Annotated in this window: 17 protein-coding genes; 9 read left to right on the forward strand and 8 right to left on the reverse strand. The window is 33.9% G+C overall.

What is annotated here, in order from left to right; all coding sequences use genetic code 11:
• Window positions 1–19 precede the first annotated feature (19 nt).
• The 3 genes from ACVCZW_RS14380 (at window position 20) to ACVCZW_RS14390 (ending at window position 3,375) form a co-directional block, all read left to right on the forward strand.
• The gene (locus tag ACVCZW_RS14380; RefSeq protein WP_452232737.1) at window positions 20–1,837 is read left to right on the forward strand and encodes a TonB-dependent receptor; all 1,818 of its coding nucleotides are present in this window, start codon (window positions 20–22) and stop codon (window positions 1,835–1,837) included.
• Between the two features lie 147 nt (window positions 1,838–1,984).
• Window positions 1,985–2,848 (forward strand): cupin-like domain-containing protein, encoded by an 864-nt coding sequence (locus ACVCZW_RS14385; RefSeq protein WP_452230383.1) that lies wholly within the window; start codon window positions 1,985–1,987, stop codon window positions 2,846–2,848.
• A gap of 32 nt (window positions 2,849–2,880) precedes the next feature.
• Window positions 2,881–3,375, forward strand: coding sequence for a DUF6646 family protein (locus tag ACVCZW_RS14390; RefSeq protein ID WP_452230384.1), 495 nt, complete (start codon window positions 2,881–2,883; stop codon window positions 3,373–3,375).
• 54 nt (window positions 3,376–3,429) lie between these two features.
• Here ACVCZW_RS14390 and ACVCZW_RS14395 read toward each other — a convergent pair whose 3' ends face one another.
• The gene (locus ACVCZW_RS14395) at window positions 3,430–3,909 is read right to left on the reverse strand and encodes a regulatory protein RecX (RefSeq protein WP_452232738.1); all 480 of its coding nucleotides are present in this window, start codon (window positions 3,907–3,909) and stop codon (window positions 3,430–3,432) included.
• A 124-nt stretch (window positions 3,910–4,033) separates the two neighbouring features.
• Here ACVCZW_RS14395 and ACVCZW_RS14400 point away from each other — a divergent pair, with 124 nt between their 5' ends.
• Entirely contained in the window at window positions 4,034–9,850 is a 5,817-nt protein-coding gene (locus ACVCZW_RS14400) for a choice-of-anchor D domain-containing protein (RefSeq protein WP_452232739.1), read from the forward strand.
• 253 nt (window positions 9,851–10,103) lie between these two features.
• Here the strand turns inward: ACVCZW_RS14400 and ACVCZW_RS14405 are convergent, their stop codons facing one another.
• From ACVCZW_RS14405 to gdhA, 4 genes are all read right to left on the reverse strand, one after another.
• Complete coding sequence (locus ACVCZW_RS14405) at window positions 10,104–12,512, reverse strand: TonB-dependent receptor (RefSeq protein WP_452232740.1); 2,409 nt, start codon at window positions 12,510–12,512, stop codon at window positions 10,104–10,106.
• 1 nt (window position 12,513) lies between these two features.
• Window positions 12,514–13,236, reverse strand: coding sequence for a DNA repair protein RecO (gene recO, locus ACVCZW_RS14410; protein ID WP_452232741.1), 723 nt, complete (start codon window positions 13,234–13,236; stop codon window positions 12,514–12,516).
• A complete protein-coding gene (porZ, locus tag ACVCZW_RS14415; RefSeq protein WP_452232742.1) occupies window positions 13,236–15,590 on the reverse strand; it encodes a type IX secretion system anionic LPS delivery protein PorZ in 2,355 nt (784 codons plus the stop codon). Before porZ ends, recO begins: the two co-directional genes overlap by 1 nt.
• A gap of 118 nt (window positions 15,591–15,708) precedes the next feature.
• Window positions 15,709–17,052 carry an NADP-specific glutamate dehydrogenase gene (gdhA, locus tag ACVCZW_RS14420; protein WP_452230390.1) on the reverse strand — a complete coding sequence of 448 codons (1,344 nt, stop codon included), beginning with the start codon at window positions 17,050–17,052 and terminating at the stop codon, window positions 15,709–15,711.
• Between the two features lie 242 nt (window positions 17,053–17,294).
• Between gdhA and ACVCZW_RS14425 the strand changes: the two genes are divergently transcribed.
• A complete protein-coding gene (locus tag ACVCZW_RS14425; RefSeq protein WP_452230391.1) occupies window positions 17,295–18,092 on the forward strand; it encodes a THC0290_0291 family protein in 798 nt (265 codons plus the stop codon).
• Window positions 18,093–18,167: 75 nt separating this feature from the next.
• On the opposite strand, the gene ACVCZW_RS14430 is transcribed toward ACVCZW_RS14425, so the two are convergent.
• Window positions 18,168–19,307, reverse strand: coding sequence for a cystathionine gamma-synthase (locus ACVCZW_RS14430; protein ID WP_452232743.1), 1,140 nt, complete (start codon window positions 19,305–19,307; stop codon window positions 18,168–18,170).
• 383 nt (window positions 19,308–19,690) lie between these two features.
• Between ACVCZW_RS14430 and ACVCZW_RS14435 the strand changes: the two genes are divergently transcribed.
• Window positions 19,691–20,293 carry an RsiV family protein gene (locus ACVCZW_RS14435; protein ID WP_452232744.1) on the forward strand — a complete coding sequence of 201 codons (603 nt, stop codon included), beginning with the start codon at window positions 19,691–19,693 and terminating at the stop codon, window positions 20,291–20,293.
• Here the strand turns inward: ACVCZW_RS14435 and ACVCZW_RS14440 are convergent, their stop codons facing one another.
• Window positions 20,294–20,749, reverse strand: a complete 456-nt coding sequence (locus tag ACVCZW_RS14440) for a DinB family protein (protein ID WP_452230394.1) — start codon at window positions 20,747–20,749, stop codon at window positions 20,294–20,296.
• 74 nt (window positions 20,750–20,823) lie between these two features.
• On the opposite strand from ACVCZW_RS14440, the gene ACVCZW_RS14445 reads away from it, so the two are divergent.
• Together ACVCZW_RS14445 and ACVCZW_RS14450 are read left to right on the forward strand one after the other, a co-directional pair.
• Window positions 20,824–21,177 carry an arsenate reductase family protein gene (locus ACVCZW_RS14445; RefSeq protein ID WP_452232745.1) on the forward strand — a complete coding sequence of 118 codons (354 nt, stop codon included), beginning with the start codon at window positions 20,824–20,826 and terminating at the stop codon, window positions 21,175–21,177.
• Window positions 21,170–22,063, forward strand: coding sequence for a DMT family transporter (locus ACVCZW_RS14450; RefSeq protein WP_452230396.1), 894 nt, complete (start codon window positions 21,170–21,172; stop codon window positions 22,061–22,063). Before ACVCZW_RS14445 ends, ACVCZW_RS14450 begins: the two co-directional genes overlap by 8 nt.
• 3 nt (window positions 22,064–22,066) lie before the next feature.
• Here ACVCZW_RS14450 and ACVCZW_RS14455 read toward each other — a convergent pair whose 3' ends face one another.
• Window positions 22,067–22,546 carry an acyl-CoA thioesterase gene (locus tag ACVCZW_RS14455; protein WP_452230397.1) on the reverse strand — a complete coding sequence of 160 codons (480 nt, stop codon included), beginning with the start codon at window positions 22,544–22,546 and terminating at the stop codon, window positions 22,067–22,069.
• A gap of 112 nt (window positions 22,547–22,658) precedes the next feature.
• Between ACVCZW_RS14455 and ACVCZW_RS14460 the strand changes: the two genes are divergently transcribed.
• Window positions 22,659–23,516, forward strand: a complete 858-nt coding sequence (locus ACVCZW_RS14460; RefSeq protein WP_452230398.1) for a YicC/YloC family endoribonuclease — start codon at window positions 22,659–22,661, stop codon at window positions 23,514–23,516.
• The last annotated feature ends 33 nt before the right edge of the window (window positions 23,517–23,549 follow it).

Here is a 23,549-nt window from a genome sequence, read left to right on the forward strand (position 1 = left end):
AACACGAATATATTTTATTATGAAATTAACTCCTTTATTCCTTTTTCTTGCTGTATTTACCATAACAACGCAAGCACAAGAATTAGAAAAAGAACAACAATTAGATTCCGTAGTGATTACCTCTACACGCATCGATTTACCGTTTTCTAAAAATTCTAGAACCATTACGGTAATTACACAAGAAGACATTAAAAAAAGTGCAACCACAAACGTTGCCGATTTATTACAACAAGTTGCCGGAGTAGATGTTAGAAGAAGAGGAACTGCTGGTATGCAAGCAGATTTATACATTCGTGGTGGTGGTTTTGACCAAACCTTACTATTAATAGATGGTATCAAAGTAGAAGATGCACAAACAGGTCATCACACCATGAACATGGCTTTACCAATAGAAGTTATAGAACGCGTAGAAATTATAAAAGGTCCTGCTGCTAGAATCTTTGGACAAAATGCATTTACCGGAGCAGTAAATATTGTTACCAAAAAGAACATTGGAAACAGTGTATCGTTAAACGCGCAAGCTGGATCTTACGGACAACTTCACGGTTCTGTAATGGTTGGTAGTCAATTAGAAAATTCTTCCCATATTGTTCAGGTTTCCCGAAATACTTCGGATGGATACCGACATAATACCGATTATGACAATCAGAATTATTTCATCAAAAGTAGTTTCAACACCAACAAAACACCAATTAACTTAATCGCTTCCTTTCAAGAAAGAAAATTTGGTGCTAACGGTTTTTATGCTAGTCCGTCTGCCATTAATCAATACGAAGAAACACAAGCTAGTTTAATTGGTATTTCTTCCGAAATTAAAAAAGACAAACTAACGCTGAAGCCAAAATTATACTGGAAACGCAACCAAGACATGTATGTTTTTGTGCGACAAGATCCTTCTATTTACAGAAATTTACACCAAACCAATAAAGTTGGTGCTGCAATAGACGCGTCTTACAGATCAAATATTGGTATCACAGGTTTTGGGGTTGATGTTGCAAAAGTGTATTTATCGAGTAACAATTTAGGTTCTAGAAATCGATTTATGACCACCATGTTTTTAGAACATCGTTTTACGTTTATGGAGGATAAACTAGACATAACTCCTGGCGTTGCTGTTAATTATTTTTCCGATTTTAAATTTCATGCCTTTCCAGGTTTAGATGTTGGTTATACATTAAATGACGAATTAAAAATCTACGGAAACATTGGTTATACCTACAGAATACCAACATACACCGATTTATATTATAGCGATCCTACTACCTTAGGAAACGAAAATTTAGATCCAGAAGAAGCAATAGCGGAAGAGTTGGGAATTAAATTCCACACCGGAAACTTCCACCTATCTTTTGCTGCTTTTAATAGAGACTCTAAAAAACTAATCGATTTTGTAAAAGAGAACGAAACCGATTTATGGCAAGCAACAAGTATTAGAGATCTAAACACAAAAGGTATTGAGTTTAACGCAGCCTATGGGTTTAAACTAGGCGCTTTTAAACAAAACATTCGAACAGGTTATACGTTTTTAGAAGACGATTTAAAAGCCGTTTCTAGTACCTTTTCTAGATATTCTATCAACTCGTTAAAACACCATGCGACAGCAAGTTTACAAACACAGTTTATAAAAAACCTATCCCAAAATATCATATACAAATATGCCGAAAGATCTTCCGGTGAAAGCTATGCGGTTGTAGATGCAAGTGTAAATTATAATTTAAAAGCATTTGAAATTTCTATAATTGCCAATAACATTTTTAATACAGAATATACAGAAACCAACTTGGTGCCAATGCCAAAAGGGAATTTGTTATTCGGCTTAAAATATAATTTTAAATAAATAGTATTACATTTAATAACTACTAAAAAGCTATATCCAGAATAAGGCAATTCTAGATATAGCTTTTTTTTATAACAATAACCAATACCAGTTTAGCGTTTTTGTTTGCTTTGGTTTTAGTAACTTTGGTCTTTTAAATCCGTTATATTGAAACTCAACCTTCAAGACATTCCTAGAGTAAAAAACATTACAAAACAGGAATTTTTAGACAACTATTATAAACCACAAAAACCTGTGGTAATAGAACGCTGTATAGAAGATTGGCCTGCTTTTACAAAATGGAATTTAGACTATATGAAGCAGGTTGCTGGTGATAAAACAGTACCGCTTTATGATGACAGGCCAGTACATTACAAAGACGGTTTTAACCAAGCACATGCCACCATGAAAATGCGTGACTATGTAGATTTGCTGCAAAGTGAACCGACAAAATATAGAATTTTTCTTTGGAATATTTTAAAGGAAGTACCTCAGCTTCAAAAAGATTTTAGCTTTCCCGATTTTGGTTTAAAATTCATGAAAGGCCTACCAATGCTTTTCTTTGGCGGAAGAGACTCGCATACATTTATGCATTATGATATCGATTTTGCCAATATTTTTCACTTTCATTTTGAAGGTACCAAACAATGCATCCTATTTAATCAAGATCAGAATAAGTACTTATATAAGATTCCGCATTCCTTAATTGTTAGAGAAGATATTGATTTTTCTAATCCGGACTTTAACAAATGGCCAGCTTTACAACATGCAAAAGGATATACTACAGAATTAAATCACGGGGAAGTTCTATATATGCCAGAAGGCTATTGGCATTATATGAAATATAAAACGCCCGGCTTTTCTATGAGTTTAAGGTCTATTTCTAAAAATCCAAAAAACTTAGCAAAAGCAGTCTATAACATTGCTATCATGAGGCATTTTGACAATGTAATGCGAAAAATAAAAGGGCAAAATTGGATAGATTATAAAAACAAGCAAGCTTTACTTAATACTAATAAAAAAATTAGCTAATTTTGCTATCGTTTTAATTTAAAAATTTTCAAATGAAAAATATATTATTATTTATTACTTTATTAAGTATTAGCTTTTTACAAGCACAATCCTTTTCAGGAAATGGCGATAAAAAAGTACAAGTTGGGGCTAATTTTCAAGACAATGCAACGGGTATTTTTGCTAGTTTTGATTATGGCTTAGGAGAAAATATTTCGGTTGGTGTTTCTTCTAGTTATTCTTTAGGAATTAACACAAACTATGTAGGTAAAGCTTTCGATGAAAGATTTGATATCAAAGCAAGAATTAATGCAAATATTGGAAACGTATTAAACATTGACGATGCCTTCGATTTATATCCTGGACTAAACCTTGGATTAAAGAATTTTGGTACACATCTTGGCGCTCGTTATTTCTTTACAGACGGTTTTGGTGTTTTCACCGAATTAAATGTACCGCTTGCTAAATACGATACGGGAAAATTAGATCCTTCAGAAAAATTACACAACCAATTTACTGTAAATGCAGGAGTCGTTTTTAATTTATAACGCGATTATTTACAACTTGTTTTGGTAAACCATAAGCCTTAAAGTACTTCTACTTTAAGGCTTATTTATTAAGGTATTTACTACGTCATACACAAGCGGACTTTCCCAACCTCGGTATAGCAAGTAATCGGCAAGTTTCTTTTTTTTCTTATAACTATTGGGTTCTTTAATAGTTTCTACTTTTTTTTCTGCCAGTGCATAAAAGGTTTCTAAATAATCGTCTGCATCAATTTCTTTAAGCGCAATATCTATAATTGTTTTAGTAATATCCTTTCTTTTAAGCTCTTGCTTTAACCTGTTTTTTCCCCATTTTTTGATTCTGAATTTCCCGCGAACAAAAGCTTTAGCAAAACGTTCTTCGTTTAAGAAGTTATTTTGAATTAAATGCACCACAATAACATCTATGGCATCGGGAATCATACGCATGTCTTTCAACTTTGTAACCACTTCTTTATGACTACGTTCCTGATATGCACAGTAAAACTCTAGTTTTTTTTGCGCTTCATCGAGAGAATAGGTTTTTTGTAGATTCATAGGAAATAACGGTAATAATTTGGTAACAAAACCATAACTTTAACAGCTTCGTTTAGACATAGTTTGCTGTATATTTACGTGCTTGTTTTTTCTAAAGGAAAGACAAAAATAAAACATTTTCCCTATGATTAAGAAATACGCCCTAGTATTAATTGTTTTTTTATGTGCTTTTGTGTCTGGTTTTGGGCAGGTAACTACCATAGATTTTGAAACTGCTGGTGATGGTTATACGCCTTCAACAACAAATGGAACTGGCTTTATTGATGTTTTTAATAGAGCAAATCCAAATATTGGTGGAAACAACACTTTTTTTTGGGCAGCTGAAGATTTAGCCGTAAATGATCCTTACATAGACATTGATCCAATTAATGTTTCTGGTGGTACAAGTTTTACTTTTTCTATTGATATGCTTGCGAATCATTTTCAAGATTGGGACTCCACAGATGAATTATTAATAACATACTCTTTAGACGGAGGTACTTATCAAAATTTAATGTGGGTACAAATGGTACCACAAGATACTTCTAATGGTCCTGCAGCCTTAGATTTAGGTTTTGATGGCAATGGAGATTGTGGAGCTACAACAACTTTACCATCTCTTACAACTGGAACAATGCATGGTTGTACAGTTTCGAATAATACTTTTGAAACATTTTCCACAGGTACCATTACTTTATCAAGCAACTCTACACTAGACATAAATTTACAGTTTAACAATCTAGATGCTGGAGACGAAGGTATCTACCTTGACAATATTGTAATTGATGTTGCAGGAGGAACACCTGTACCAAACATCACAGCAACACCAACAACAATTTCTAATTTAGATTATGTTTCTGGTGCAGGACCATCTGGGCCACAAAGCTTTGATGTTACTGGAGATTTATTAGTGGCTGGCACAACCATCACTTCTACTTCTACCAATTTTGAAATATCCTTAACCGCTGTTGGCGGCTATGGTTCTTCTGTAAATATTCCTGCAGGAACTTTAAATGGCACAACCACCATATATACACGTTTAGTAGCTGGATTAGCGGTAAACACGTATAGTAATAATACCATTACCATTGCTAATGCAACACCAGGCATAGGCACCACACCAATTATTACCGTTAGTGGCGAGGTAACTCCTGCTCCTATAAGCAATGATATTTGTAGTGGAGCCATTTCAATAATAGCTAGTACAGATGAAACCTGTAATACAACTACAGGTTCTACAACAGGCGCTACAGATAACAATGAAACAGGAGATTGTACTACAGGTACAGAAAATGCTGTTTGGTATACCTTTACCGCAACAGCAACAGATCACGATATTTTTGTAGAAGGCATTGCTAGTTTTGATGCAGTAATTAGTGTTATTTCTAATTGTAATACAAACACTGTTCCTTCTGGAGGATCTTGTACTGATGCTACTGGTGGTGGTGGAATAGAAGAGCTTAACTTAACAGGATTAACCATTGGAAATGACTACTATATCCAAGTTCACGATTATCAAGGAGACCTAACCACTAATGGTTTTACTATTTGTGTTACCACTCCAACACCTTGTGCTGCTCCAACAGTGCAACCTAGCGGATTAACTTTAACCAACATAACAGGTTCTTCTATAGATGGATCTTTTACGGCAACTACAGCCGATGAATATTTGGTCGTATCAAGTACATCATCCACCTTAAGTGGAAATCCTGTAGATGGTACTTCTTATAATACAGGAGATACTATTGGTGGTGGTACCATAATACAAAGCAGTAACGCAACTACATTTACCGCAACTGGTTTATCACAAACCACGCAATACTACTTTTTTATATTTGGTTTAAATGATTCTAGCTGTGTTGCAGGACCAACTTATAATACAACGACTCCTTTAACTGGTAATGAAACTACTATTACGGGACCTTGTGCTAGTGAATCGTTTGTTAGTATGTCAAATTATAGTTCTTATCAGACTTCAATTAATTGGACTGGTGACAATGGTATAGACTGGACTGCTACAGATTCAAGATCGGATGAAGACTTAGCTGGTGACGAAGCTATAATGCTAAGAAATGGTTCATTAACTAATGACACTTCTTTTCCTGGAGGATGCGGGGTTATTACATTTGATTATGCTCGTATTTATTCTGGAAATTCTACATTACAAGTTTATATTAATGGAACCCAATATGGAGGAAATATAGCTGTAACAGGAACAGGAAGTACAACGTTTTCAGCAACAATAAATGTTCCGGGAGCTATTGATGTAGAATTAAGAAATAGTGGAAACAGAACACTTATTTCAAACTTAAACTGGACTTGTTATTCAGGTGGAGCAAATCCAGAACTTCAACTAGTGGACGATACAGCAACTAATCAAAATTGTGGCTATACCATCGATTTTGGAACGCAAGGCAATGGTACCAATACTGATCTAACTTTTGATATTGAAAACAATGGTTCAGTAGATTTAGAAATTAGCTCCCTTGGAATAATAGGAGATTACACTATTGTTTCTCCTGCAGCTCCATTTAATGTAACTGCTGGAAATAACCAAACCGTTACCGTGCGATTCACACCAACCGTTATCGGAACAAGAACAGGAATATTAACAATAAATAACAACGATCTAGACGAAGGAGCTTGTACCGTAAACCTAACCGGTGAAGGCTTTATACCTGTTCCCGAAATTGATATAGAGCGAAATTCAGGTAACTCCATTCCGGATGGAGCAGCCGCAAACACAGCATATAATACTATTTTTGCAGCAACAACTATGGGAGATTCTTCTGCACCAAAAACTTTTCATATTAGTAATGAAGGTACAGCAGACTTAAATGTATCTAGTCTTATTTCTTCTAATAACGCAGAATTCGCCATTACTTTAAATCCCGGAGTATCTATTATTGCACCTGGAACAGAGATAGATTTCGAAATCACTTTTTCTCCAACTGCCGTTGGTCTAAGAACCGCAGTTATAACAATAAATAATGATGATGCAAACGAAGGTTCTTACCAATTTGATGTACAAGGAAACGGAAATTGTGCAGGAGCAACATTAACCTTATCCCCAGACAATGGCCCCGTGAATACCATAGTGAATGTTACCTCTAGTGGTTCTAATTTTGGAGTATCTACAACAGCATCTATAAATGGTATTGCTGCTACAGTTACTATAATTGCAGCCAACGAAATAGAAGTCACCATTCCCGCTGGTGCAAACACAGGAAGTTTAGAAATTAATGATAATCTAGGCTGCTTAAGCTCCAGTCTTTTTACGGTTATAGATCAACTTATTTCAGACTGCGAAGGAAGTACAGCTAGTACCCCTTCCGATATCTTTATTAGTGAAATCACAGACCATGGTTCTGGATCCCATTCTTATGTAGAATTGTTTAATGGTACAGGAGCCACAGTGGATTTAAGTGATTACGAATTACGTATTCATGGTAATGGAAACATGACTGCAACAGGAACCATAGCCTTAACTGGAACTTTACCTAACAACGAAGTATTTGTAGTTGCGTTTGGAAGTACACAATCCACAATTAATTACGCATCTCATGGCTATGATTTAGCGAATAACACCAGTGGTGTTAATAGTAATGACCCAATTAGATTATATAAAAACACAACTTGGGTAGATCTTTGGGGACTTGCAGATTACACTGGAGATGATTTTACTATAGCAACAAAAAACTATACATATAGAAGAAAAAATTCAGGAATTACTGCACCAAGCACAACGTGGAATACTAATGATTGGGATAGTTTTACTCCTGTAGATTACAGTGATATTGGAAACTATGATTTTTCTGTTGGTGTTCCTCCTATCGTGACTACCCAGCCTACCGATCCTAATTCTAATTGTGATCTAACCGCTACATTAAATGTAAACGCTACCGAAGGGTTTGCAGGTGGAAACCCATTAGCATACCAATGGTATTACAGCGCTCCTGGAGACACTTCTTGGACTGCAGTTACCAATAGTGCAATATATACTGGAGCAACGGGCAGCACGCTTAATATTTTAAATACGCTGACTTTAAATGACTATCAATATTACTGTGAAGTAAGAGAAGACACAGCTACTTGCTATACCGCTTCTAACAGTGTTAGAATAAAATCTGCCGCAACTACTTGGGATGGTACCGATTGGACAAACAGCACTCCTCCAGATATAAACACTATAGCAATAATTGATGGAGATTACAACACACTTAATGATGGTGGTAGCTTTAGCGCTTGCCAATTACTGGTAAATGCAGGAAACCAATTAGTTATTGCAAATGGAGATTACGTGGAAGTTGCGAACAATGTAGATGTATACGGTGATGGTACTGGTTTAGACGGTATTCTTGTAGAAGACAAAGGAAGTTTTGTACAACATGGTGATGGTGTAAATGCCGGAACTTATACGCTACACACCAATGCGGTAACACAAGTTAATAAACGAACAGCTCCTTTAAATAATTATTACGAATACACCTATTGGAGTTCTCCTGTGGAAAATGAAACTATTGGAAATGGCTTACAAGAAGCGCACCCAACAAGACGTTTTTGGTATAATGGTCAAAACTATTTAGACCGAACGAAAGAAACGGCTAATAACAATGCAACCGTATCTGGTCAAGATGATATAGATGATAATGGTGACGACTGGCAATACACCAGCAACACAGATATCATGCAACCAGCTGTTGGTTACGCAGCAATGCATAGTCAAACAGGTTTTGGTATGCCAGGAGCAAATTACGAATATACTTTTGAAGGTGCTTTACATACTGGAGACTACAGCGCACCTATCTATAGAAACGATCTAGAATCTCTAGATAATAACTGGAATCTTATAGGAAACCCGTATGCTTCTGCAATAAATGCAGATGCTTTTCTCGCTGCCAACACCGTTATTGACGATAATGTTTCTGAAATAACCTCAGGTGTTACTGATGGCGCTATCTTTTTCTGGTCTCAAAATTCCCCATATACAGATACCAATAACGGTAATCAGGTTTTAAATTTTGCACAAAGCGATTATGCGATTATCAATGGTGTAGGACAAACTTCTGGTGGAGATGGTGTTACACCAGATCGATTTATTCCTTCTGGACAAGCATTTTTTGTATCGATGTCTAATACAGCACCAGCAACAACGGTTTCTGGAGATATAAAAACAGCAGATGTTATTTTTAATAATAGCATGCGTGTTACTGGAAATAACAATCAGTTTTTTAGAACAGAAAACAGCAATCCACATGAAAAAATATGGATTAATTTAACTTCAGACAATGGTGTTTTTAACCAAATTTTAATTGGTTATGTTCCTGGTGCAACCAATGCTTATGATGGCATGTACTATGATGCGCCAAAGAATTTAGCAACAGATTCTTATTCGTCACTTTACTCGGTTATTGCCGATGCATCTGGTAAAAACAAATTAGCCATTCAAGGTAAAGCTCCGGAAAGCTTAGATCTAGATGAAATTATACCTTTAGGATTTACAACGAGTATTACGGAAGCAACTATTTACAACTTTAGCATTGCTGAAATACAAGGTGATTTCTTAATCAACAACACGGTTTATTTACACGATAAATTGATGGATGTGCTTCATGATCTAAGTGCAAGTGATTATTCTTTCACTTCGGAAACCGGTATATTTAATGATCGTTTTGAAATTGTATTTAACGATAACCGATTATCTACAAATGAAAACGAATTAAGCAATGCGCTTACCATGATAGAACAACCAGATGGTACGGTGAAATTTAGCACTTCTAATGCTTTACAAATTAAAAATGTAAAAGTGTATGATGTATTGGGTAGACTACTGTATAACCTAAGCGGAAACTCTAGTACAGAAACCTATAACTTAGATAAGTTAAGCCAAGCTGCTTATCTTGCTAAAGTCACTTTATCTAATGATGTAGTAATCACTAAAAAAGCGATTAAGAGAAACTAAATAATATCGATTTCTCGGATATGCTTAAAACAACAAAAAGCCTTTCTTTAATTAGAAAGGCTTTTTTGCGTTAAGGATGGAAATGGCATCCTTTTTATGTTATACTATAGTCCTTTGCACGAGATTAAAGCTTGTATTACTTCTTTATACTATTGTACACCTAAAGTTTTAAAACATAAAAAGATATAATGTACAGCCTGGTATTACGTAGCTTTTGCGAAGTAATAAACGCCCAAATTAAAATACGTAAATATTATAAAGCGTAACTTACTGCTATAATTAAATTTCTTCCTGGAGCAGCAATACCCGAAGAATATGTTTTATAACGCTGGTCTGTAATATTCTCTAAACTTGCCGTCACTGTAGTGTTCTTATACACCTCCATTTGTGCTCTAAAATTTAGCGTATACCAAGAAGGTGAATATGGATTTCCGTTGCTATCTAGCGCATAGATATAATCTTTTTCGGCTTCGGAAGGTGCTAAACTTAGAAACGATAACTCATTATTATATTCTGCATAAGCATCGAATTTCAATTTGTCGGATTTCCACGTTAGATGTGTATTTCCAAAATTGGGAGCAATATGTCTCACCGGAACTTCGATATCATGATCTTCTTCTGTACCACCAATCACATTGTATTGGGAAGTAAACTGTAACTTTTTAGACAGATTCATTTTCATACCAACTTCGAATCCGTAAATCCACGCTTTAGACGCATTTTGCATCGCTTGCACATTACTTAGTTCGCCATTGTACATAATTTCGCTTTCGCCGTTTAAGGTGTAATCGCGACGTACTAAGGCATCGTCTAAATAGGTATAATAGGTTGCTAAATCTAAAATGAATACATTATCAAAATCTAATTTCAAACCTAACTCTCCGCTATATGCATATTCTGGTTTTAGATTTTCGTTTGGCACTACTACCGATCCTGGTTCGCTGTCAAAAACTTTACCAACATCATCAATATTTGGCGCTCTAAATGCGGTAGATGCATTCAATTTCCATTGTATGGTTTTATTTGGTAACCAACTTATTCCTGCGGTTCCTGTAAATGCACCAAAGTCACTCTGAGTAGTATCGAATGGCAGGTCTAAAAACACATTGTTTTCGGTAAAATCTGCGGTATAAGAAACGTGGTTATAACGGATCCCCGATTGTAAAACGAACTTGGTATTTGGTTTATATTTTAAACTCGCGTACGCTGCTGCAGATTGCCAACTAGAATTATCTGGATACCTAGTCACAATAGCCTCGGTTTCGTTGGTTTCTATATTTCTTGCATATGCCTTAGAAAACACCTGGTTATAGACATATTCTACACCGTAGAATAATTCGGATTTTGGACTTAATAGTTTTTCAAAATCCAGATTTGCAGAATAGGCATCTACATGCTCTTCACTATTATCTTGTGTTGTAGATTGGTAATCTCTATCGATTCTGCTTTCCTGAAAGTTTTGATACGCGGTTACAAATTTTATTTTATCATAGAAGTCAGAACCACTACTTAATTTTGTTAATCCGAAGTTAGCCATCAACCATTTTTGTGGGCCATAATCCCATTGTGCAGAACGTAAATCATCACCTCTATAACGTATTAATCTATCGTATCTTGGATAATCTGAAGTTGCAGAATAATACAAACCTAAATCGAAGCTTAAATCATTAGATGCTTCATAGCGTACTTTTTGCATAAGATTAATTTGGTCATAGCCTGTAAATTTTTGGATCTTCGGATTGCTATTTTGCACAATAACATCTTCCCCATTATTTGTTTCTATATATTCTGGTCTTAAATAATCGTCTGGACCATGTGACCCCATTCTTAAATCGTCAAAATAGGTATAACTCGCATTGGTAAAAAACGCCCATTTTTTGAGTCCGATATTAAAATCTAAATGCCCTGTTTTTTCATTGGAAGCAGAAGCATAACGAACTGCTGCGTTGGCATTAAATTTAAGAGAATCTGTATACGATAATTTTGGCGTTTTGGTATAAAAGCTCATCACACCACCAATGGCATCACTACCATAAATAATAGAACCGGCTCCTAGCGTAACTTCGGTATTTTGAATACTAAACGGATCTACAGATATTACATTTTGAAGATTACCGCCTCTAAAAATAGCATTATTCATACGTACGCCATCTACAGAAAGCAGTAGTCTGTTGGTAGAAAAACCTCTAATCATTGGACTTCCACCACCTAATTGGCTTTTTTGAATATATACTTGACCAGATTGTTCTAATAAATCTGCACTTGTTTGCGGATTGGAAAACTGAATATTCTTGGCACTGATATTGGTTATTTTTTGCGGAATATCTCGCTTACTTTGTTTGAATTTGGAAGCAGAGATTACAACCTCTTCTAAATCTTGAGCATTAGGATGAAGCGCCACTTTGGAAGCCATTATTTTTGACTTTACAATAGAAAAAACTTCAAAGGAAAGATGTTGAAAGTATAAACGTTCTTGCGCTTCAAAGGCACCTAAATTAGCTTCACCATCCAAATTAGTGGTGGTACTTTTCGTTTTACTTTCATTATATATAGCAACACTTGGCAAGGTTTCACCGGTAGCTTTACTAATAACCTGAACTTGTTGTGCTTGTGTAAAAAGGCTTGTAAAAAGGCAAAAAATCAGAATACTAAAATACTTCATGTTAGGGACTAAATAATTGATTAAAAATTTCTAACGATTTGGGTTTTTTAAAACTGCCCAAATGTAAATCAAAATACAGCAGTAACATAGCTAAAAAGGCCTGTCTTTGTTTTGCATTTATTTTGATTTCAGATAGGTCATCAAAAATTGTGCCTAGTAGTTGTTTTAGAAGTGTTAAATTTTCGCCTGAAATACTATAAAAGTCGGTCGGTTTATCTTGAAATCTCCCATCTTTTAAATTAAAAAATGGACTATTATGAATATTTTGTTCTGGATAAAAACCAAGATGCTTGGTTAACTTTAATAAAAACAGCAAATGAAAATTAGGACAACTATCTTGCATATCTAGCCATTGCAATGTGGTCTCTAAATACGTATAAAGGGATTTGTTTTCTTCCTCTTCTTGTAATGAAGTAGATAATACCTCTGCCAAGAACATAACAATGGTACTTTTTAAAATATCATTATGTAGCGTAGTATATATTACATGGGGTTTTACTTCTTTAATATATTGAAGGGATCTATTATCTTGGTATGTAATTTCCAGTTGTAATAGTGTAAGCAACTGAAAATAGGCCTTTTTTACTTTTCCTTTTTTAGCTTTTAGAATTCCTTTTTGTAAAAAGCTTACGACACCAAATTCTTCAGTATAACACTTTATAATTAAGTCATTCTCGCCATACTTTATTTTAGATAAAACAATAGCATTGGTTTTTGCAATCATTATCTCACCACCATTATTTTTAAAACTTTAGTTTCAAAGGTGTCTAAATCGGAAAGCATAATTAAATAAACACCAGAAGCTACGGTGTTATTAGAAAGGTTTTTACCATTCCAAAAAGCAGTTCCTCCATCTATTTCTAAATTATATCCTTTATATCTTGTGTTGGTTCTTGTTTCTGCTTCTGCAACTAAATTACCTTCGATATCTGTAATTTTGATGTTTACATTTTCTGAAATATCTTTAATTTTCACTTTGTCCTGCTCCAAGTTAAATGTTGGCCTTACCGGATTAGGGTACACATAAGCATCTTCTAAACCTTCTAAAGCAGCAGATCCTCCAGCTTTAAAAGATACTAAACCATTTTGTGTTGCTATATAAACGGTTCCGTTAGAATTGTCTATAGATAAATCTATAATATTGTTTGTTGGTAAAGGCGAATTGCTTTTAGTAAAATGATAAATAGTTTCTTGTCCGTCTGAGGAGAAATAAAACACTCCTGAAGAAAGCGTTGCCACCCATTTATTATTAGATCCATCTACTTCAATATCTGTAATAAATTGCTGAAACAACAACTCTTGAGGTACTCCATCTTCTAAAATAATAATTTCACTTGCTACAGGATCTGGCTCTGTAAAAAAGGAAGATGTATTATACAATACTCTTAAACCTTTGTTTGTACCAAACCAAATTTGATTCCGACTATCCACAGCTAGCGCGGTAACTGTTGTAGAAGGCATATTTTGCTCTTCGGTATAAATGGCGTTTAACTTTTCACCAGTATTATTTTCGTTGTAGCCCATAAGTCCGAAAGTATAACCTCCAAACCATTTGGTACCATTACTATCGATTACCAAATCCCCATAACCCCATTCGTCATTTAATGGGTCTTGAATTAAGGATGAAAAATCATAGCTTTGCCATTGATCTGTGGAAGGATCATACGATTTTAAAGGTCTCTCTACTCTTGCTGTCATAGTCCATAAGACTCCGTTTCTATCAAAATTAGAAGCACCTTGCCTAATACTAACTACATTTGGATTGCTTGGTACCACTAAAGACTCCAAACCACTATTGGTTTGGTCATGCAAAATGGTTGGAACATCATCGCTTACTTCTAATAATCCATCCTGAAAAGAGCTTATAAATACATGGTTTTCTACAAACGGGTTTATAGAAATGGTATTTAGATTTCTAGTTGTTAATACACTATCGAAAGGAATGTTTTTCCATTCTTCGCCTTTTAAGTGACTAAAACCTCGTTCTCTATATGGAGTAGGAACATAATAAAAATCATATTCACCAAAGGTTGCCCAAAGGTTGTTAGCAGATGCTTTTATAGAAAATGCATTATTTAAAAGTGGTCCATTTGGCACAATTACCTCAAATACCACAGGATTTAATATTGGTGTTTTTATAAGACCGTCTGTTGTACCTATATAAATAAAATCCGTATCTATTGTTGCAGATGTAAATTCGGTATCTAACTCTTCACTAGTAGTCACTTGTGATACTAATGCAAAATCACCATCGTATATAAAAACATCATTTTTTGTAGTAACAATTAAATAACCATTAGTACTTCTAACATCTAATGGTATATCCTCATATCTAGTTAATTCTGTTAATGTAGTTCCTTCTAATTCATAAAAAATCTTATTAGTTTTACCAACATATAAATTATCATTATTTACTCCTATTACTAAATAATTTCCTGGAGCGGCTCTTCCCCATTCACTGTAATCTATTAAGTTAGCACTACTTAAAGGAGCGCTTCTAATACCATTACCCCATGCGGTATTACATGCAGCATAAAGAAAATCATTATAAACAACCGTTTGCTCTACAATAATTTGCTCTCCTTGATTACCAATATAATATGTATCTCCAAACTCTAAACGATCAAGATCATATACCGATATTCCATAATCGGAAGAGATATAAACTAATCCATCGTGCTCATTAAAATGATTAATGTTTTTATCATTAGGCGGTATGGTTGGCTTATCGAGTATATCCAAAATAGTTAAAACATTTTCTTCTGGATCATCAAAAGCGATCTCCATTAAACCATTGCTGTAACCAATAATTAATAATTCATAAACCTCACTATAATGAATCGTCGAAATAGTTTCTCCTGACAAACCATTAATAGTGGTAACTGTTTTTATTTCGTTAGTTTGTAAGTCATAACTAAAAATAGCATTTTCTGCTGCAGCATATATCTTATTGTTCCCCTGCGAAACATCTTTAATATCATAAAAAGAAAAATACCCTTGCCATTGCGCAGAATAATCTTGTGCAAATGAAAACATGGGGAATACAAAAATTAGAAACAATGCGATTTTTTTAATCATAACTTAATTCTTCAACTTCAAATATATTTATATCTAACGAGTATTGTGTTAAAATAATATATTAAAAACAAAAAAAGCTCCCTGTCTTAGGAAGCTTTTTTTAAATATTTATAAAATATTATACTACACCTTGCGCTAACATAGCATCTGCTACTTTTACAAATCCTGCAATGTTTGCTCCTTTTACATAGTCAATATAACCATCTTCTTGCGTACCATAAGTAACACAAGACTGATGAATATCATTCATTATCTGATTTAATTTAGCATCTACTTCTTCGCGTGTCCAATTGAAACGTAAAGAGTTCTGACTCATTTCTAATCCAGAAGTTGCAACACCTCCAGCATTAGATGCTTTTCCTGGTGAAAATAACACCTTTGCTTTTTGTAAAGCTTCGATTGCTTCTGGCGTTGTAGGCATATTTGCACCTTCTGCAACTGCTATAACATTGTTATTTATTAATGCTTTTGCTTCGTCTGCATTTAATTCATTTTGAGTTGCACATGGTAATGCGATATCACAATTTACACCCCAAGGTCTTTCGCCTGCATGAAAAGTTGCAGAAGTATATTTTTCGGTGTATTCACTTATTCTTCCACGTTTCACATTTTTAACCTCCATAATAAAAGCTAATTTCTCTGCATCTATACCATCGGCATCATGAATGTAACCTGAAGAATCAGACATAGTAACTACTTTACCACCAAATTCTGTAGCTTTTTCACAAGCATATTGCGCAACGTTCCCAGACCCAGAAATAACCACTGTTTTTCCTTCAAACGAATCTCCTTTAGTTGCTAGCATATTTTTAGCAAAATACACCGTTCCGTAACCTGTTGCTTCTGGACGAATTAAAGAACCTCCATAAGAAATCCCTTTTCCGGTTAAAACTCCTGTAAATTCATTACGTAATCTTTTGTACTGACCAAACATATACCCAATCTCACGTCCACCAACACCAATATCTCCTGCTGGTACATCTGTATTTGCTCCAATATGTCTAAACAACTCACTCATAAAAGATTGGCAAAAACGCATTACTTCGTTATCACTTTTCCCTTTTGGGTTAAAGTCACTTCCTCCTTTTCCTCCTCCCATTGGCAAGGTGGTTAACGAGTTTTTAAACACTTGTTCAAATCCTAAAAACTTTAAGATACTTAAGTTTACCGAAGGATGAAAACGTAATCCTCCTTTATAAGGCCCTATTGCAGAATTAAATTCCACTCTAAAAGCTCTATTAACCTGCGTATTACCTTGATCATCAATCCAAGGAACTCTAAATATTATAGTACGTTCTGGTTCTACCATGCGTTCTAATAACATTTTATTTTGATACTGAGGATTGTTTTCTATAAACGGAATTACCGTTTCTGCTACTTCATGAACAGCCTGCATAAATTCAGGTTCATGACTATTTTTTTCTTTTACTATATTTAAAAAAGCTTCAATCTTATTTTCCATTTTATGAAATTTTGAGAAATATTATATATCTAATATTGTATATGCAAATATACATTATCTTTAAAAATTACATACTTTTTTTTTGTTTTTAGCAATGCCTATTGAATAATAATTTATTAGATTTGGTTGTTATCCTAAAAGAACAACAACAATAATTCATCCTTTTACCTGTTATATTTGCAAGTTTGGAGGGAATTTATATATTTGTTGGATGTATTTTGCTCTAATCTTGAAATCATACCATGTTTAATTTGAAACAATTAGCCTTCATTTTGTTCTTTATAATAGGAACGCACGCTGCAGTTGCCCAATTAGGGTTTTCGCATGAAATAGGTGTCATTGCTGGCCCTGTAGCCATGCAATCGGATTTTGGAGTTCGAAATAATTTTGAAACCGACGCAGGAAATACCGGGATAGGAATTGGTATTGTTCACTATATAAACTTTGCATACAATGCAGATTGTAATTGCTATTCTACCGATACTTATTTTAATGATCACTTTAAATTACGAAGTGAGCTTTCTTGGAATAAAACTAAATTAGACCATTTTGGAGAATGGGTAGATAACCCTGGTTCAGGATATGATCAACTTAGAACGCATCATGGTGAATCTAATAATTTTGATATTGGTATGCAAATAGAGTACTTTCCTTTAAGTATTCGATCTTTTCAAGGTTTTGCTTACAAATTCGCCCCTTTTATTAGCTTTGGAGCACATTACACCTCGTACAACCCCAAAGTATACACCGATGAACCTGGCGGCAATATTCTAGATCCAAATAATTTTTTCGGACCTTGGGTAAATGGGCAATCTTCCGTTTCTGACGTGATTAGCGATGCTTCTGGCAGCACTTGGTCTACAGTAGCCAGTGTTGGTGTACGTTATAAACTTACTGTGGTTTCCGATTTAATGCTCGATTTAAGAACACAATATTTCTATAGCAATTGGGTCGATGGATTAAACCACACCTTAGAATCTAATAAAGCTAATGATTGGTTATTATGGCTAAACTTTGGTTACATTTATTATTTAGACTAAAAATTTAGAAACATATAAAACAAAAAAACGCTAGTATTCGCTAGCGTTTTTTTTTGTTTTTACTAAAATATAGTTTTATCCTATAGCCTGCTCTAAATCTGCTATTAAATCTGTTTCATCTTCTATACCAACACTCAAACGAATAAGCGAATCTACTACACCTATTTTTTCGCGTGCTTCTTTTGGTATGCTTGCATGGGTCATACTTGCAGGATGACCCGCTAAAGACTCCACACCTCCAAGAGATTCTGCTAGCGTAAATACTTTTAATTTTTCTATTAGTTTAATAGCTTCGTCAAAGTTGTTTCCTTTTGTTGTAAAAGAAACCATACCTCCAAAATCAAGCATTTGCGCTTTTGCAATATCATGATTTGGGTGGTTTACAAATCCGGGCCAATACACTTTATCCACCTTTGCATGCGCCGCTAAATAGCTTGCAATTGCTTTACCATTTTCGCAATGCCGTTGCATTCTTACATGTAGCGTTTTTATTCCTCTTAAAACTAAAAAACTGTCTTGCGGACCACAAATTGCGCCGCTTGCATTTTGAATAAAGTATAATTTATCTGCTAGTTCTTTATCCTTGACAACTAAACCTCCCATCACCACATCACTATGCCCGCCAAGATATTTGGTTGCAGAATGCATTACTATATCCGCTCCCAAATCTAAAGGTTGTTGTAAATATGGCGTAGCAAAGGTATTATCTACAGCTAATAAAATAGTATGCTTTTTAGCAATTGCCGAAGTAGCTTTAATATCTATAATATTTAGCATTGGATTTGTTGGCGTTTCTACCCAGATAAGTTTAGTGTTTTTATTTATATACTTTTCTATATTACTCGCGTTTTCCATACCCACAAAATGAAACTTAATACCAAAATTTTCAAAAATTTTGGTAAACAAACGATAGGTTCCTCCATATAAATCATTTGTCGAAATGACCTCATCACCAGATTTTAAAAGTTTTAGAATAGCATCTATTGCTGCAAGACCAGAACCAAATGCTAATCCGAAGTTTCCATTTTCAATACTAGCAAAAGCATTTTCTAAAGCGTTTCTGGTAGGATTATGACTTCTAGAATATGCATAGCCTTTGTGTTCTCCTGGACTGGTTTGCACATAGGTTGTAGTTTGATATATTGGAGGCATAACCGCACCATAAGCCGGGTCTGGTTTTTGTCCGCCATGTATTGCTTTTGTATTAAATTTCATTTGTACATTAATTTACAATAAAAATAAGTTTTAATTCGTTGTATTCAAACCGAAAGAATACCTTTATATTTAATTAATTATAAAATATCGTTTCAAAGCTGAAGTTATTTTTGAATATAAAAACGCTGGGATTAAATTGCATAACATGGTTTCGGAATTTTAGGAACAAGGCATTTAAATTTAAAAAGAACAAAGCGTTATGCGACATTTTATGGTTGAATAGGTCTTTATCTATCTTTAACTTTTAACACATTATTACATTGAAATTTTTTCGTCTACTTATACTTCTTCTTCTTTTTTCTTCCTGTAAAAAAGAAAGTGCAACGCTTACTTTTTCTGAAACTAATATTTTAAAGAAAACTACAACGATCATTGAAATCAACATGCCCAAAGCACAAGGCAAAGGTCCTGCGATAGAAAAAATCAATAATACGCTTCATGCTTTTGTTTGTAATGCCCTACATATTGATGCTGCTGCAGAAAAAAAAGAGACTTTGGAAGAAAGTATGCAAGGTTTCAATACTGCCTATGATAATTTTAATACTTTAATTTCTTCAGAACTAAAGGAAGAATTACCGCAATGGGAAGCTTTAATTGATGGTGAGGTTATTTATAACACAACCGATTTTGCGTGTATAGCCATGAATTCGAGTATAAACACCGGAGCTGCTAACAGTAATTTGTTATTACGTTTTTTTAATTTTGATGCCAATACTGGAAATCTTTTAACCACAAAGGATTTAATAAACAACATAGAAGCATTCACGGCTTTGGTTGAAAATTATTACAATAAAGAAGTAAATTCCACATTTACAGATGCGGATAACCTTTTAAATAACAACGAATTTAAACTACCTGAAACACTAGGATTTAGTGAGGAAGGCATTATTATTTTATATGATAATTTTAGTGTTGGCGCCTTTGAAAAAGAAATTGTAGAATTTACTATTCCGTATGAAGTAGCAAACACCTATTTAAAAATATAATTACAAAGATCTTTTAAGCGCTAGAATATACCCTAAATGAATCCCTTCATGAAAGCTATTAAAATCGATGGCCTCTTCCACATTGGTTAAAACGCCTTTTGTAGAAACCATATACTCGTTATAGTTTTTAAAGCGTTTGTTATCATAATCTTCCTTTGTTTTTTCGATAGTAGAAAATAACAAACCTTTAATTTCATTCACCTCAGCTTGGGTTACGTCGCGCTCTGTCTTTGTTCCTTTTCTATAAGTTTCTATCATTTCTTCAGATAAAACAGAAGGCAATGTCGATAATTTATACACTAATAATTGTTGGGTAACAATAGTATGTGCAATATTCCAAATCATATTATTATTAAAACCTTCAGGAACTTTATTTAGCTGCTCCAAAGTATGATTTTCCATAATGGATTCTAATAATTTTCTATTTCTTAAGGTAATATCAAAAGCCCAATTCATGTTTCTATTTTTTGTTTAAAAGTAATTATTTTTTTAGTTTAAATGACGTTCTTTGTTACTTAAACCTGTACAGTATGAAAAAAGTATACTATCTAAAAACCTGTAGTACTTGTATTCGAATTTTAAAGGAATTGAACCTTTCTTCCGAATTTATTTTACAAGACATTAAAAAAGAAGAAATTACAGAAAAAGAGCTAGAAGAAATGAAAGCATTAGCAGGAAGCTACGAAGCACTTTTTAGTAAACGTGCTACCTTGTACAAGAAAATGGATTTAAAAAATCAGACTTTAACGGAAAAAGATTACAAGCATTATATCTTAGAGCATTATACCTTTTTAAGTCGTCCGGTTTTTATAATAGATAACGCCATTTTTATAGGAAACTCTAAAGCAAATGTAGAAGCGGTAAAACAGGTTTTGAATGCATAATAGAACTTTTGCCTTAGTTGCTGTTTTTATAGTACAAGTACTTTATGGTTTAACCTTCACTTTTGCAAAGTTTATCATGAATGAAGGCTTTATAAAACCTTTTGGACTCGTTTTATTACGAATTATTGGTGCTACTATTTTATTTTGGATTTTAGATGCATTTATGCCAAAAGAAAAGATAGATAAGAAAGACTATAAAACCTTTTTTCTAGCTGCGTTATTTGGCATTGCAACAAACATGCTACTGTTTTTAGGAGGCTTAGAACTTACTACACCTATTCATGCTTCGGTAATCATGATTACTACGCCAATAATTATATTGATATTTTCTGCGCTGTTTTTAAAAGAAAGAATTACAGGTCTCAAAATAACAGGAATACTATTAGGCTTTGCAGGAGCAATAGTACTTTCGGTCTACGGGAAATCTACTCGTCTTGGAGATAATGTGCTTTTAGGAAATATCATGGTTTTTGCCAATGCTATTTCTTATAGTATATATATCATTATCATAAAAAAACTAACGGAAAAATATCACCCTTTTACCTTTATAAAATGGTTGTTTTTGATAGGTTTCGTCATGGTATTGCCTTTTGGGTACCACGATGTACAAGAAATTAAATGGGAAAATCTCACACCTTACGCTTACTTTTCTCTAGGCTTTGTAATTATAGGTGCCACTTTTTTTACCTACATGTTAAACCCTTTAGCTTTAAGAAAACTAAAAGCATCTACTGTTGGTACTTTTGTTTATTTGCAACCGGTAATAGCAGGAACCTTCGCTATTGCCATGGGAGTGGACACCATAAACATGGTAAAAATAGTTGCGATGCTTCTTATTTTTTCTGGAGTATATCTAGTAAGTAAAACGCCTAAATTAAAAGACTAAAAATTAGAGTACTAGATTTTTTGGAGCTCTTCCTGTTGCTCTAGTATCTTCTTTGGTTAGTACTTTGTAGTCTTCCGATTTTGGAAAAGCATTCGCTAAATCTAATAGCACTTCTGGTAAATCTGTCATTTTACGTGCTTTTAGGTCAATCCAAGCTCCCATCATTTCACAAAACGCAATATTTTCGCCTTTATGGTTATAAAAATTATGATCAAACTTAAAAAATTTCCCATCCTCACTTAAACCAGAAACTTCAAGACTAACTGTAATTGGTTGCCCCATAAATGCCTCTTTAAAATAATGCATGTGCTCATAAAAAACGACTGGTCCAATATTATGAATTGCTAACTCTTTCATAGTAAAGCCGTGCTCCATTAAAAAAGCCATTCTAGTGTGACTCATAAAATTAGTATATGCAGAATTTGCTAAGTGTCTATTAGCATCTACATCACTCCAACGTATTTCAAATTGTTTTGTGTACATAGTTTAAATTTTGAAGAACAAATCTACATAAATATATTATGCACGCATACTATAAATTGTGTTTTCTAAACCTATTGTTTTAGTTACCTTTGTAAAACTTAAATAAAATCTTATGATTCATTCTATGACAGGTTATGGTAAATCTGTTTTGCAATTACCAACAAAGAAAATCACTTTAGAAGTAAAATCTCTAAACAGTAAAAACCTAGACTTAAACGCTAGAATGCCTTCTATTTACAGAGAAAAGGAATTGAGCTTACGTAAACTTATTGGTAAACAACTAGAACGTGGTAAAATAGATTTTTCTATTTATGTAGAAATGACAGGAGAAGAAACTACCACACAACTTAATAAGCCTGTTGTAAAACAATACATGAATCAGTTACGCGAAGTTGTGGATGGAGATGAAACCGAGCTATTAAAAATGGCGGTTCGTTTTCCTGATGCTTTAAATACCGAAAAAGCAGAAATTGATGAAAACGAGTGGAGCACTATTTTAGCCGAAATAAAAGTAGCTTTAAGCAGAATAGATACCTACCGATTAGACGAAGGAAAAGTTCTCGAAGCAGATTTTAGAGATAGAATTGCAACCATTGCAAACTTATTAGAACAGGTTATTGAAATGGACCCAGAACGTATTGAAGGTGTTCGCGAACGTTTACGTAAAGGTGTGGACGATTTAAAAGAAAAAGTAGACGAAAACCGTTTTGAACAAGAACTGGTTTATTACATAGAAAAATTTGATATCACGGAAGAAAAAGTGCGTTTACAAAACCACTTAGAGTATTTTGTTTCTGCTTTAAATTCTGACGATTCTAACGGGAAAAAATTAGGGTTTATCGGACAAGAAATTGGTAGAGAAATAAATACTATTGGTTCTAAAAGTAATTATGCACCAATGCAAAAACTGGTAGTGCAGATGAAAGATGAGCTAGAAAAAATTAAAGAACAATTATTAAATGTCCTTTAATAAAACAAAGCGCATTCCAAACTAAATATTACA

Source organism: Lacinutrix sp. MEBiC02595 (assembly GCF_053601555.1).

What these genes read in the sequence shown, in the direction of transcription:
- ACVCZW_RS14380 (WP_452232737.1), top strand. Translation starts at nt 20, where the DNA reads ATGAAATTAACTCCTTTATTCCTTTTTCTTGCTGTATTTACCATAACA.
- ACVCZW_RS14390 (WP_452230384.1), top strand. Translation starts at nt 2,881, where the DNA reads ATGAAAAATATATTATTATTTATTACTTTATTAAGTATTAGCTTTTTA.
- ACVCZW_RS14395 (WP_452232738.1), bottom strand. Translation starts at nt 3,909, where the DNA reads ATGAATCTACAAAAAACCTATTCTCTCGATGAAGCGCAAAAAAAACTA.
- ACVCZW_RS14400 (WP_452232739.1), top strand. Translation starts at nt 4,034, where the DNA reads ATGATTAAGAAATACGCCCTAGTATTAATTGTTTTTTTATGTGCTTTT.
- ACVCZW_RS14405 (WP_452232740.1), bottom strand. Translation starts at nt 12,512, where the DNA reads ATGAAGTATTTTAGTATTCTGATTTTTTGCCTTTTTACAAGCCTTTTT.
- recO (WP_452232741.1), bottom strand. Translation starts at nt 13,236, where the DNA reads ATGATTGCAAAAACCAATGCTATTGTTTTATCTAAAATAAAGTATGGC.
- porZ (WP_452232742.1), bottom strand. Translation starts at nt 15,590, where the DNA reads ATGATTAAAAAAATCGCATTGTTTCTAATTTTTGTATTCCCCATGTTT.
- gdhA (WP_452230390.1), bottom strand. Translation starts at nt 17,052, where the DNA reads ATGGAAAATAAGATTGAAGCTTTTTTAAATATAGTAAAAGAAAAAAAT.
- ACVCZW_RS14425 (WP_452230391.1), top strand. Translation starts at nt 17,295, where the DNA reads ATGTTTAATTTGAAACAATTAGCCTTCATTTTGTTCTTTATAATAGGA.
- ACVCZW_RS14430 (WP_452232743.1), bottom strand. Translation starts at nt 19,307, where the DNA reads ATGAAATTTAATACAAAAGCAATACATGGCGGACAAAAACCAGACCCG.
- ACVCZW_RS14435 (WP_452232744.1), top strand. Translation starts at nt 19,691, where the DNA reads ATGCCCAAAGCACAAGGCAAAGGTCCTGCGATAGAAAAAATCAATAAT.
- ACVCZW_RS14440 (WP_452230394.1), bottom strand. Translation starts at nt 20,749, where the DNA reads ATGAATTGGGCTTTTGATATTACCTTAAGAAATAGAAAATTATTAGAA.
- ACVCZW_RS14445 (WP_452232745.1), top strand. Translation starts at nt 20,824, where the DNA reads ATGAAAAAAGTATACTATCTAAAAACCTGTAGTACTTGTATTCGAATT.
- ACVCZW_RS14450 (WP_452230396.1), top strand. Translation starts at nt 21,170, where the DNA reads ATGCATAATAGAACTTTTGCCTTAGTTGCTGTTTTTATAGTACAAGTA.
- ACVCZW_RS14455 (WP_452230397.1), bottom strand. Translation starts at nt 22,546, where the DNA reads ATGTACACAAAACAATTTGAAATACGTTGGAGTGATGTAGATGCTAAT.
- ACVCZW_RS14460 (WP_452230398.1), top strand. Translation starts at nt 22,659, where the DNA reads ATGATTCATTCTATGACAGGTTATGGTAAATCTGTTTTGCAATTACCA.